At 51.0% G+C, this 13,232-nt stretch carries 10 protein-coding genes; all 10 read left to right on the top strand.

From position 1 onward, the window contains the following. Positions 1-2: 2 nt before the first annotated feature. A complete protein-coding gene (cpsB, locus tag G4551_RS15095) occupies positions 3-1,439 on the top strand; it encodes a mannose-1-phosphate guanyltransferase (protein WP_003841806.1) in 1,437 nt (478 codons plus the stop codon). Between the two features lie 135 nt (positions 1,440-1,574). Then, positions 1,575-2,945, top strand: a complete 1,371-nt coding sequence (gene cpsG, locus G4551_RS15090; RefSeq protein ID WP_003841808.1) for a colanic acid biosynthesis phosphomannomutase CpsG — start codon at positions 1,575-1,577, stop codon at positions 2,943-2,945. A gap of 54 nt (positions 2,946-2,999) precedes the next feature. Next, positions 3,000-4,394, top strand: a complete 1,395-nt coding sequence (gene wcaJ, locus G4551_RS15085; protein ID WP_003841810.1) for an undecaprenyl-phosphate glucose phosphotransferase — start codon at positions 3,000-3,002, stop codon at positions 4,392-4,394. 1 nt (position 4,395) lies between these two features. Further along, on the top strand, positions 4,396-5,874 hold the full coding sequence (gene wzxC / locus G4551_RS15080; protein ID WP_003841812.1) for a colanic acid undecaprenyl disphosphate flippase WzxC: 1,479 nt from the start codon (positions 4,396-4,398) through the stop codon (positions 5,872-5,874). A 23-nt stretch (positions 5,875-5,897) separates the two neighbouring features. Further along, a complete protein-coding gene (wcaK, locus tag G4551_RS15075; protein WP_003841813.1) occupies positions 5,898-7,178 on the top strand; it encodes a colanic acid biosynthesis pyruvyl transferase WcaK in 1,281 nt (426 codons plus the stop codon). Continuing rightward, on the top strand, positions 7,175-8,395 hold the full coding sequence (gene wcaL / locus G4551_RS15070) for a colanic acid biosynthesis glycosyltransferase WcaL (RefSeq protein WP_003841815.1): 1,221 nt from the start codon (positions 7,175-7,177) through the stop codon (positions 8,393-8,395). The genes wcaK and wcaL overlap by 4 nt, the downstream gene beginning before the upstream one ends. Before the next feature lie 11 nt (positions 8,396-8,406). Then, positions 8,407-9,801: a colanic acid biosynthesis protein WcaM gene (gene wcaM / locus G4551_RS15065; protein ID WP_003841816.1), complete on the top strand. Its 1,395-nt coding sequence runs from the start codon at positions 8,407-8,409 to the stop codon at positions 9,799-9,801. Positions 9,802-9,966: 165 nt separating this feature from the next. Beyond that, positions 9,967-10,860, top strand: a complete 894-nt coding sequence (gene galF, locus G4551_RS15060) for a UTP--glucose-1-phosphate uridylyltransferase GalF (RefSeq protein ID WP_003841818.1) — start codon at positions 9,967-9,969, stop codon at positions 10,858-10,860. Between the two features lie 373 nt (positions 10,861-11,233). Beyond that, positions 11,234-12,319 (top strand): dTDP-glucose 4,6-dehydratase, encoded by a 1,086-nt coding sequence (rfbB, locus tag G4551_RS15055; protein WP_003841820.1) that lies wholly within the window; start codon positions 11,234-11,236, stop codon positions 12,317-12,319. Beyond that, on the top strand, positions 12,319-13,218 hold the full coding sequence (rfbD, locus tag G4551_RS15050) for a dTDP-4-dehydrorhamnose reductase (protein ID WP_003841822.1): 900 nt from the start codon (positions 12,319-12,321) through the stop codon (positions 13,216-13,218). The genes rfbB and rfbD overlap by 1 nt, the downstream gene beginning before the upstream one ends. The last annotated feature ends 14 nt before the right edge of the window (positions 13,219-13,232 follow it).

The following is a 13,232-nucleotide window of genomic DNA, read 5'->3' as shown; positions in this document are numbered from 1 at the left end:
TGATGAGTCAAAGCAAACTCTTTCCGGTAGTGATGGCCGGTGGCTCGGGTAGCCGTTTATGGCCTCTGTCCCGCGTATTGTATCCAAAGCAGTTCCTGTGCCTGAAAGGTGATCTCACTATGCTGCAGACAACGATCTGTCGTCTGAACGGCGTGGAGTGTGAAAGCCCGGTGGTTATCTGTAATGAACAACACCGTTTCATCGTCGCGGAACAGCTACGGCAACTGCACAAGCTGACTGAGAACATTATTCTCGAACCCGCCGGACGTAACACGGCACCGGCGATAGCGCTGGCCGCACTGGCGGCAAAACGTCAAAGCCCGGAGGAAGATCCGCTGCTGCTGGTATTGGCGGCCGATCACATGATTGCCGACGAAGAGGCATTTCGCGAGGCGGTTCGCAATGCTATGCCCTATGCCAGTGCGGGTAAGCTGGTGACGTTTGGTATCGTGCCGGACCAGCCGGAAACGGGCTATGGCTATATCCGACGTGGCGTGGTTTCGCCAACGAATACCGACGCCGTGGCGTTCGAAGTGGCGCAGTTTGTTGAAAAACCCAATCTGGAAACCGCGCAGGCTTATGTGGCGAACGGCGATTACTACTGGAACAGCGGCATGTTCTTGTTCCGCGCCGGACGTTACCTGGAAGAACTGGAAAAGTACCGCCCCGACATTCTTGAGGCTTGTGTGAATGCCATGAGTACGGTCGACCCCGATCTCGATTTTATCCGCGTTGATGAACAGGCGTTTCTCGCCTGTCCGGAAGAGTCTGTGGACTATGCGGTAATGGAACGTACGGCCGATGCGGTGGTAATGCCCATGAACGCAGGCTGGAGCGATGTTGGCTCCTGGTCATCGCTGTGGGAAATCAGCGCCCATACCGCCGAAGGCAATGTGCATCATGGCGACGTCATTAGCCACAAAACGGAGAACAGCTACGTGTATGCCGAATCTGGCCTGGTGACGACCGTCGGGGTGAAGGACCTGGTGGTGGTGCAGACCAAAGATGCGGTGCTGATAGCCGATCGCAACGCGGTGCAGGACGTCAAAAAAGTGGTGGAGCAAATTAAAGCTGACGGACGACATGAACACCATATTCACCGTGAAGTTTACCGTCCGTGGGGCAAGTACGACTCCATTGATGCCGGAGACCGTTACCAGGTGAAGCGAATTACCGTTAAACCCGGTGAAGGATTGTCCGTGCAGATGCATCATCACCGGGCTGAACACTGGGTGGTGGTGGCCGGTACCGCGAAAGTGACGATCAATGATGACATCAAACTGCTCGCTGAAAACGAGTCTGTCTATATTCCGCTTGGGGCGACCCATTGTCTGGAGAATCCCGGGAAAATCCCGCTCGATCTGATTGAAGTGCGCTCCGGATCTTACCTCGATGAGGATGATGTGGTGCGGTTTGCGGACAGATACGGGCGTGCCTGATGCAGGATGCGCCGCGCTTATCCGGCCTACAACACCGTAGGCCCGGTAAGCGAAGCGCGCCGGGAAATGCATTTAACACTCATTAAAAGGCTCATTAAGAGTCAGGGCCTCCTGTTGCCTGAAGAAGGGTAAATCATGACGAAATTAACCTGTTTCAAAGCCTACGATATTCGCGGCAGGCTGGGCGAAGAATTGAATGAAGATATCGCGTGGCGTATTGGCCGCGCTTACGGCGAGTTCCTGAAGCCAAAAACGATTGTCCTCGGCGGTGATGTGCGCCTGACCAGCAAGACGCTAAAGCTGGCGCTGGCGAAAGGACTACAGGATGCGGGGGTGGATGTGCTGGATATTGGGATGTCGGGTACCGAAGAGATTTATTTTGCCACCTTCCACCTGGGTATTGACGGCGGTATTGAAGTGACCGCCAGCCATAATCCGATGGATTACAACGGCATGAAGCTGGTGCGGGAAGGGGCACGGCCCATCAGCGGTGATACCGGTCTGCGCGACGTACAGCGCCTGGCGGAAGCCAACGACTTCCCGGCGGTTGATGAGACAAAACGTGGCCGCTACCAGCGTATTACTACCCGTGATGCCTACATTGACCACCTGCAGGGTTACATCAATCCCGCCAAACTGAAACCGATGAAGCTGGTGCTCAATTCCGGCAACGGCGCGGCAGGTCCGGTGGTTGACGCCATTGAAGCCCGTTTTAAAACATTGGGCGTGCCGGTCGAGTTCATCAAAATCCACAATACGCCGGATGGCAACTTCCCCAACGGTATTCCCAATCCTCTGCTGCCGGAATGTCGGGCTGACACGCGCAACGCGGTGATTGAACACGGCGCAGATATGGGGATTGCCTTCGACGGTGATTTTGACCGCTGCTTCCTGTTCGATGAAAAAGGTCAGTTCATTGAGGGTTACTACATTGTCGGCCTGCTGGCGGAGGCGTTTCTGGAGAAGAATCCGGGGGCGAAGATTATCCACGATCCGCGCCTGTCCTGGAACACCGTGGACGTGGTGACGGCGGCAGGCGGTAAACCGGTGATGTCAAAAACCGGACACGCGTTTATCAAAGAGCGGATGCGCCATGAAGATGCCATTTATGGTGGCGAGATGAGCGCGCATCACTATTTTCGCGACTTTGCTTACTGCGACAGCGGGATGATCCCGTGGCTGCTGGTGGCGGAGCTGCTGTGTCTGAAAGGGCAGTCGCTGGGCGAACTGGTCCGCGACCGGATGGTGGCCTACCCGGCGAGTGGTGAAATAAACAGTACGCTGGCAGAGCCGGCGGCAGCGATTGCGCGCGTGGAGCAGCATTTTTCCCGTGAGGCACTGACGGTAGACAGAACGGACGGTATCAGCATGTCGTTTGTCGACTGGCGCTTCAATTTACGCTCTTCCAATACCGAACCGGTGGTGCGCCTGAACGTGGAATCGCGCGGAGATATTCCGTTGATGGAAGCGCGAACGCGCACTCTTCTGGCGTTACTGAATCAGTAATGCTGGTGCTTCCTTTGCCCGATTCTGGGCAAAGGGTGACTAACAGGAACCACGATGACACATCTAAAGAAGCGCGAGCGCGCCAAAACCAATGCGTCGTTAATTTCGATGGTGCAACGCTTTTCAGATATCACCATCATGTTTGGCGGGTTGTGGGTAATCTGCGAATTAAGCGGTTTGCCTTTCCTGTACATGCACCTGCTGGTGGCGTTGATCACGCTGGTCGTTTTTCAGATGCTCGGTGGCATAACGGATTTTTATCGATCCTGGCGTGGTGTCAAAATGACCACTGAGCTGGTGCTGTTGCTGCAAAACTGGACGCTAAGCCTGATTTTTTGCGCAGGTCTGATCGCCTTTAATAATGATTTTGATAACCGTCTCGCCGTCTGGCTGGCGTGGTATCTGCTATCCAGCGTTGGCCTGGTGTTGAGTCGTTCGTTTATTCGCTACGGCGCGGGATGGCTGCGTAATCGCGGTTACAACACTCGCCGGGTGGCAGTGGCAGGGGACCTGCCTGCCGGACAAATGCTGCTGGACAGCTTTCGCCATGAACCGTGGCTGGGGTTTGAAGTTGCAGGTATCTATCACGACCCTATCCCTGGAAAAAACTCCCGCGACTGGGCCGGTAATCTGCAACAACTGGTGGATGACGCCAAAGCCTCACGCATTCATAACGTTTATATCGCCATGTCGATGAGCGATGGTGCCAGCGTCAAAAAATTAGTGCGCGAGCTGGCCGATACCACCTGTTCAGTGATCCTTATTCCTGATGTCTTTACCTTCAACATTCTGCATTCACGGATTGAAGAGATGAACGGCATTCCGGTGGTGCCGCTGTATGACACGCCACTCTCGGGAATTAATCGTCTGTTGAAGCGCGCGGAAGATATCGTGCTGGCTTCACTGATCCTGCTACTTATTTCCCCGGTGCTGTGTGGCATAGCACTACTGGTAAAACTGACCTCCAAAGGACCGGTGATTTTCCGCCAGACTCGCTATGGCATGGATGGGAAGCCGATCAAAGTCTGGAAGTTTCGCTCAATGAAAGTGATGGAAAACGATGCGGTGGTGACGCAGGCCACGCAAAACGATCCGCGCGTTACTCCTGTGGGGAATTTCCTGCGTCGGACGTCGCTTGATGAACTGCCGCAGTTTATTAACGTGCTCACCGGGGGGATGTCTATCGTCGGACCACGTCCGCATGCGGTGGCGCATAACGAACAGTACCGCCAACTGATTGAGGGATACATGTTACGCCATAAGGTGAAACCGGGTATTACCGGCTGGGCGCAAATCAACGGCTGGCGCGGTGAAACCGATACGCTGGAAAAAATGGAGAAACGTGTGGAGTTTGACCTCGAATACATTCGCGAGTGGAGCGTGTGGTTCGATATCAAAATTGTTTTTCTGACGATATTCAAAGGCTTTGTTAACAAAGCGGCGTATTAACATGAGCTTACGAGAAAAAACGCTTAATGGCGCAAAGTGGTCGGCGATTGCCACGGTGATCATTATTGGGCTCGGACTTATTCAGATGACCGTCCTGGCGCGAATTATTGATAACCACCAGTTCGGGTTGTTAACCGTGTCGCTGGTGATCATAGCGCTGGCCGATACACTGTCGGATTTCGGTATCGCCAACTCAATTATTCAACGCAAAGAGATTGGTTATCTGGAGCTGACAACGCTGTACTGGCTCAACGTTGGGCTGGGTATCGTGGTATGCGTGGCGATGTTTCTGCTGAGCGAGACGATTGCCCATGTGCTCAATAACCCAGAACTGGCACCGCTCATCAAAACCTTATCACTGGCGTTTGTGGTGATACCGCACGGGCAGCAGTTTCGCGCGCTGATGCAAAAAGAGCTGGCCTTCAACAAAATTGGCATGATTGAAACCAGTTCGGTGCTGGCTGGATTTACCTTTACCGTGGTCAGCGCCCATTTCTGGCCGCTCGCGCTGACGGCCATTCTTGGGTATCTGGTGAATAGTACGCTACGTACGCTGCTGTTCGGCTATTTTGGCCGCCGGATTTACCGACCCGGGCTGCATTTTTCGCTGGCATCCGTTTCGTCGAACCTGCGTTTTGGCGCATGGCTGACGGCAGACAGCATCATCAATTACATCAATACCAACCTTTCCACGCTGGTTTTAGCTCGCACGTTGGGAGCTGGCGTGGCGGGCGGATTCAATCTCGCCTGGAACGTGGCGGTTGTCCCGCCGATCAAACTGAACCCGATTATCACCCGCGTGCTGTTTCCGGCGTTTGCCAAAATCCAGGACGACAGCGAAAAACTACGGGTGAATTTTTACAAGCTGCTGTCAGTGGTTGGGATTATCAACTTCCCAGCGCTACTGGGACTGATGGTGGTGTCGAATAACGTGGTGCCGCTGGTATTCGGCGATAAGTGGAACGGCATTATTCCAGTCCTGCAATTGTTGTGCATTGTGGGTTTGCTGCGATCCGTGGGGAATCCAATAGGATCGCTCTTGATGGCGAAAGCCCGGGTCGATATCAGCTTCAAATTCAATGTTTTCAAAACCTTTCTGTTTATTCCTGCCATTTTCATTGGCGGTCATCTGGCAGGGGCGATTGGCGTGACGCTGGGCTTTCTGTTGGTCCAGGTGATTAACACGATCCTCAGCTACTTCGTGATGATCAAACCTGTTCTTGGCTCCAGCTACCGTCAGTACATGCTCAGCCTGTGGCTGCCGTTGTATCTCTCCTTACCAACCCTTGTGGTGAGCTATGTGTTGGGCTTAACCCTGCGTAACCTGATGCCATTAAGCGCGCTGCTGGGGATCCAGATAGCGGCAGGAGCACTGGTGTTTGCGCTAATGATTGTGCTGTCGCGCCATCCGCTGGTGGTGGAAATAAAACGCCAACTCTGTCGCAGTGAAAAAATGAAAACCTTGCTCCGTGCGGGATAAGAACAACGTTTTAAGAGGTCATAATGAAATTACTAATTTTAGGCAACCATACCTGCGGGAACCGAGGGGATAGCGCGATCCTGCGCGGTTTGCTGGATGCCATTAACGCGTTGCGTCCCGAGACCGAAGTGGATGTGATGAGCCGTTACCCGGTGAGCTCTTCGTGGTTGTTAAACCGCCCGGTGATGGGCGACCCGCTGTATTTGCAGATGAAGCAACATAACAACGCAGCGGGTGTTATGGGGCGCGTGAAGAAAGTGCTGCGTCGTCGCTATCAGCATCAGGTACTGCTCTCGCGTGTTACCGATTCCGGTAATCTGCGCAATATCGCTATCGCCCAGGGCTTTACCGATTTTGTCCGTCTGCTGTCGCGCTATGACGCCATCATCCAGGTCGGCGGATCGTTCTTTGTCGATCTGTATGGCGTGCCGCAGTTTGAACATGCCCTGTGTTCGTTTATGGCGAAAAAACCGCTGTACATGATTGGTCACAGCGTGGGGCCATTCCAGGATGAGCAGTTTAATCAACTGGCGAACTACGTGTTTGGTCACTGTAATGCGCTAATTTTACGTGAATCCGTCAGTCTGGATCTGATGAAGCGCAGCGCAATTACCACGGATAAAGTCGAAACTGGCGTGGATACGGCCTGGCTGGTTGACAACCATCATGAGGATTTTGAGCCAGGTTATGCGGTACAGCACTGGTTAGACATGGCGGCTAAACAGAAGACCGTTGCCATTACATTGCGTGAGCTGGCTCCTTTTGATAAGCGTCTGGGGACAACGCAGCAGGCCTATGAGCAAGCCTTTTCCGGGGTGGTGAACCGCATCCTCGACGAAGGTTACCAGGTGATAGCGCTGTCAACTTGCACCGGTATTGATAGTTACAACAAAGATGACCGCATGGTGGCGTTAAACCTGCGCCAGTATGTTAACGATCCGGCCCGATATCACGTGGTGATGGATGAACTTAACGATCTGGAGATGGGGAAGATTCTGGGCGCCTGCGATCTGACGGTGGGGACTCGCTTGCATTCTGCCATCATCTCGATGAATTTTATGACGCCTGCCATCGCCATTAACTACGAGCACAAATCGGCCGGGATCATGCAACAACTGGGGTTACCGGAGATGGCTGTTGATATTCGTCATCTTCTCGATGGCGGTCTCGAAGGGAAGGTTGCCGATACTCTCGGACAGTTACCTGAGCTGCGCATACGTCTCGGCGACGCGGTTATGCGCGAACGCGAACGTGGGGTACGCATGGTGCAGTCGGTTTTAACGCGTATTGAGGGGGATAAATGAAGATTGGTTTTTTCCTGCTTAAATTTCCGCTCTCCTCCGAGACATTTGTACTCAATCAGATAACCGCATTTATCGATATGGGCTACGACGTGGAGATTGTCGCTTTGCAGAAGGGCGATCTTGAAAATACTCATGCCTCCTTTAATACCTACCGTCTGGGTGAAAAAACTCGCTGGTTGCTGAATGAACCGGAAAGCAAACTGGCGAAACTGAAATATAGGGCAGCGGCGGCTCTGCACGGTATTACCCGCGCAGCGACCTGGAAAGCGCTTAATGTTGCACGCTATGGTGAGGAGGCGCGCAATCTGATTTTGGCAGCTATTTGCGGCGGGAATCCGCGAGCGTTTGAGGCGGATGTTTTTATTGCTCATTTTGGGCCCGCAGGCGTAACGGCCGCCAAGCTGCGTGAGCTTGGGATGATCCGCGGAAAAATCGCCACGGTATTTCATGGGATTGATGTTTCGCACCGGGGCGTTTTGGCCCGCTATACCCCTGAGTATCAGCAGCTGTTTCAACGCGGTGATTTAATGTTGCCCATCAGCAATCTCTGGGCCGGACGGTTAAAAAACATGGGATGTCCGCCGCAAAAAATTGCCGTCTCGCGTATGGGAATCGATATGACACGCTTTACGCCACGCCAGTTGAAATCGCCAACTGCACCGCTGGAAATAATCTCTGTTGCCCGGTTAACCGAGAAAAAAGGACTGCACCTCGCCATCGAAGCTTGTCGTCAGTTAAAAGAGCAGGGCGTTTCATTTCGTTATCGAATTCTGGGTATAGGCCCTTGGGAGCGTCGTTTACGTACGCTGATCGAGCAATATCAACTCGATGGCGTTATTGAGATGCCCGGCTTTAAGCCCAGTCATCAGGTAAAGGAGATGCTTGAACAGGCGGATGTATTTTTGCTGCCTTCGATCACCGGAAGAGACGGCGATATGGAAGGGATCCCGGTGGCACTGATGGAGGCGATGGCGGTGGGTATTCCGGTGATTTCCACCGTTCACAGCGGGATCCCGGAGCTGGTCGAGTCGGGTAAATCAGGCTGGCTGGCACCGGAAAACGACGCGCAGGCACTGGCAGAGCGTTTAGCGGCATTTAGCCTGCTCGACAGTGAGCAGGTACAGTCGATTGTGCAGTGTGCGCGCGAAAAAATTGAAAATGAATTTAATCAGTTAGCTATCAATAAACAGTTAGCCAGTCTGCTGCAAACGATGTAAATCGAGGTTGTATGTCAGAGAACAAACTCTCACGCCGTACTTTTCTGACGGCGGGCTCTGCGCTTGTCATGCTGCATTCTCCCGTTGTTCGCGCGCTTGAATCATCGGGCAGCGTCAACATTCAGGATTACAACCCACAGGATTGGGTGGCCTCTTTCAGGCAGGCGTTCAAAGAAGGGCAAATGGTCGTCGTACCAAAAGGCCTGGAATGTAAGGATCTCAATACTGCTATTGTTATTCCGCCAGGCAAAACGCTCTTCATACAAGGGCGAATAAGTGGCAATGGCCGTGGGCGCTTTATTTTACAGGATGGATGCAACGTTGTGGGCGAGCAAGGCGGGAGCCTGAAGAACGTTACCCTGGATGTACGTGGTTCGGACTGTGTAATAAAAGGGATTGCCATGAGCGGTTTCGGTCCGGTGACGCAAATCTATATCGGCGGTAAAACTTCAAGGCTGATGCGTAATCTGATTATTGATGATATTACTGTCACACGCGCTAACTATGGGATTTTGCGTCAGGGTTTTCATAACCGAATGGACGGCGTAAAGATTACAAACTGCCGTTTTAGCGATCTACAGGGAGATGCCATTGAGTGGAATGTGGCTATCAACGACAGCAACATCCTCATTTCTGACCATGTCATTGAACGTATTAACTGTACCAATGGCAATGTGAACTGGGGCATCGGTATCGGGCTGGCGGGCAGTACCTATGACAATAGCTATCCCGATGAACTGGCGGTAAAAAACTTCGTGGTGGCGAACATCACCGGTACCGACTGTCGGCAGTTAGTTCATGTTGAGAACGGCAAACACTTTATCATTCGTAATATTACCGCGCGAAATATCACACCGGATTTCAGTAAGAAAGCAGGCATTGATAATGCGACGGTTGCTATTTATGGATGTGATAACTTCGTGATTGATAATATCAATATGGAGAACAGCGCAGGTATGCTCATTGGTTATGGCGTCATCAAAGGTCGATATTTATCCATTCCACAAAACTTTAAGCTAAATAATATCCATCTCGATAACACCAAACGTGAATACAAATTACGCGGAATTCAGATCTCCTCTGGTAATGCAACGTCATTCGTGGCCATCACCAACGTGGAGATGAAGCATGCCACGCTTGAGTTGCACAACCAACCGCAGCACCTTTTTTTACGTAACGTCAGGGTGATGCAGCAATCGGCTACGGGTCCCGCACTTAAGATGCACTTCGATCTGCGCCAGGACGTACGCGGTAAGTTTATGGCCAGGCAGGACACATTACTCTCACTGGCCAACGTACATGCAGTAAACGAAGCTGGGCAAAGTTCAGTTGACATCGACCGTATAAACCATCAGGTAGTGAATGTAGAAGCGGTGAATTTTCGACTACCGGGGCAGGGGAGGTAACTTTGCGACCATTCCTGGCTCAAGTCGCACATACTTGAGCTTAAGATTACTGCATTCTACAGATAAGCGGCGTAACATACGCGGCAACTGTACAATGTAATTCATACTGGCTAAAACAAGCTAAAAAGCTATAATTCAGCAACTAATGAATAGGTGAATGACTTAATGATTAATTTGAAAGCAGTTATTCCGGTAGCGGGTCTGGGGATGCACATGTTGCCAGCCACTAAGGCAATCCCTAAAGAGATGCTGCCGATCGTAGACAAGCCGATGATTCAATACATTGTCGACGAAATTGTAGCTGCAGGTATCAAAGAAATCGTTCTGGTAACTCATGCGTCTAAGAACGCGGTTGAGAACCACTTCGACACCTCTTACGAACTCGAATCGTTGCTTGAGCAGCGTGTTAAGCGCCAGTTATTAGCCGAGGTGCAGTCTATCTGTCCTCCGGGCGTGACTATCATGAACGTCCGTCAGGCTCAATTACTGGGTCTGGGTCACTCCATTCTTTGTGCTCGCCCTATCATTGGTGATAACCCGTTCGTCGTGGTATTACCTGACGTTGTTCTGGACACCGCAAGTGCGGATCCGCTGCGCTACAACCTCGCTGCTATGGTTGCCCGTTTTAATGAAACCGGGCGCAGTCAGGTGCTGGCTAAGCGTATGGAAGGCGATCTGTCTGAATACTCTGTTATTCAAACCAAAGAGCCTTTGGACAACGAAGGTAAAGTCAGCCGTATCGTTGAATTCATTGAAAAACCTGATCAACCGCAGACGCTGGATTCCGATCTGATGGCTGTAGGCCGCTACGTACTTTCTGCTGATATCTGGGCAGAACTGGAAAAAACTGAACCAGGTGCCTGGGGACGTATTCAACTGACTGATGCCATTGCAGAGTTGGCTAAAAAACAGTCTGTTGATGCCATGCTGATGACGGGTGACAGCTACGACTGCGGTAAAAAGATGGGCTACATGCAGGCATTCGTTAAGTATGGGCTGCGTAACCTGAAAGAAGGTCCGAAGTTCCGTAAGAGCATCGAGAAGCTACTGAGCGAGTAGATATTTACAGGTCTTTGTGACGGTAAACCAGAAAAAATAGCGGCAGCTAACATCCCTGTGTCTATGCTTTATGCTGTGGGGTGTTACTGTCGCTTTTTATTTTAAAAACAATGGATAACAAGAAGTTAACCTACTAAGTTTAATCTTCTTTTGATTGGATTTTTCCTTGTTTCCGACTGCATTTGGTAAGACAATTAGCGTTTGAATTTAGCGTGCTTTGCGAAAGCTGGCGGGGCTGGTTACATCTTTATCCATCAAGTGGTGCTCTGGTTGCTGTAAGGCCAGGGGCGGTAGCGTGCGTAAATATCCAGACGCAGGCATTGTATACCAGCATTTAAATAGTAGTCATATAAACGATATTCGGAATTAAAACGTGAAAATACTTGTTACTGGTGGGGCGGGTTTCATTGGATCTGCAGTAGTTCGTCATATTATTAAAGATACTCAGGATACTGTTATTAATGTCGATAAACTAACCTATGCCGGTAACCTTGAGTCCCTTTCTGAAGTCAGCGAAAGTCATCGCTATCACTTCGAGCATGCGGATATCTGTGATAAAGCGGCAATGGAGCGCATTTTTGCCACTCATCAACCAGATGCGGTGATGCATCTGGCGGCAGAAAGTCATGTTGATCGCTCTATAACGGGGCCGGCAGCGTTTATTGAAACGAATATCGTCGGTACTTATGTGTTACTGGAAGCCGCTCGTAGTTACTGGAACACCCTGGATGCGGATAAGAAAGCGGCGTTCCGTTTCCATCATATCTCTACGGATGAAGTATACGGCGACCTGCCACACCCAGACGAAGTATCTGCCGGTAGCGTGTTGCCTCTGTTTACGGAAAAGACAGCATATGCGCCGAGTAGCCCGTATTCTGCTTCTAAGGCATCCAGCGATCACCTGGTTCGTGCATGGTTACGTACCTATGGTTTCCCAACAATTGTCACCAACTGCTCCAATAACTACGGGCCATATCATTTCCCTGAAAAGCTGATCCCGCTGGTGATTCTTAATGCGCTGGAAGGTAAGGCATTGCCAATCTATGGTAAAGGCGATCAGATTCGCGACTGGCTCTATGTTGAAGATCATGCCCGAGCACTGTATACCGTGGTGACCCAGGGTATAGTCGGTGAAACCTACAATATCGGTGGGCATAACGAGAAGAAAAACCTGGATGTAGTACATACTATTTGCGAACTGCTCGATGAGATTGTGCCTAAAGAAGGGTCTTACCGCGATCAACTGACCTACGTCACAGACCGCCCTGGACACGATCGTCGTTATGCAATTGATGCAGCAAAAATCAGCGATGAGCTGGGCTGGAAACCGCAGGAAACATTCGAAAGCGGTATCCGTAAAACGGTGGAGTGGTATTTGAATAATACCCAGTGGGTTGAGAATGTGAAGAGTGGCGCTTATAAAACCTGGATTGAACAGAATTACGGAGAGCGTCAGTAATGAATATTCTCCTCTTTGGCAAAAATGGACAGGTGGGTTGGGAACTTCAACGCGCATTAGCACCTCTTGGAAAAATTATTGCGCTTGATGTCCACTCGAAAGATTATTGCGGCGATTTCAGTAACCCAGAGGGCGTTGCGGAAACCGTACGTCGAATCCGCCCAGATGTGATCGTGAATGCGGCTGCGCACACGGCAGTAGATAAAGCTGAGTCAGAAGTTGAGTTTGCAACACTGCTCAATGCGCGAAGTGTCGAAGCTATCGCCAAAGCTGCTTCAGAAACAGGGGCATGGGTCGTGCATTATTCGACTGATTATGTCTTTCCTGGTACTGGGGAAACTCCATGGCGTGAAGATGATGCTACTGCACCGTTGAATGTTTATGGTGAAACAAAATTGGCGGGTGAGAAAGCGCTTCAGGATAATTGTGTCCGGCATTTAATTTTCCGCACCAGTTGGGTTTACGCGGGTAAAGGTAATAACTTTGCAAAAACCATGCTACGTTTCGCAAAAGAGCGCGAAGAAATGTCGGTGATTAACGATCAGTATGGTGCGCCCACAGGAGCTGAATTGCTAGCGGACTGTACGGCTCATGCAATACGTGTAGCGCTTAAACAACCTGAGGTTGCAGGACTGTATCACTTGGTGGCTAGTGGCACGACCACATGGCATGACTATGCAGCACTGGTATTCGATGAAGCACGTAAAGCGGGAATAAAACTGGCTATTAACAAGCTCAATGCCGTTCCTACCAGTGCATATCCTACCCCTGCGCGACGACCAAATAACTCTCGGCTAAACACTGATAAATTCCAGAACAAATTTGATCTGGTATTACCCGAGTGGGAGAGTGGTGTAAGACGTATGCTGGCTGAATTATTTACAACTACGACAGCTTAAAATTATTTTAAATG

The sequence above is a fragment of the Citrobacter freundii ATCC 8090 = MTCC 1658 = NBRC 12681 genome (assembly GCF_011064845.1).
Classification (GTDB): Bacteria; Pseudomonadota; Gammaproteobacteria; order Enterobacterales; family Enterobacteriaceae; genus Citrobacter; species Citrobacter freundii.
Note: the sequence above shows the minus strand (reverse complement) of the source record. Positions and strands in the feature narration are given on the sequence as shown.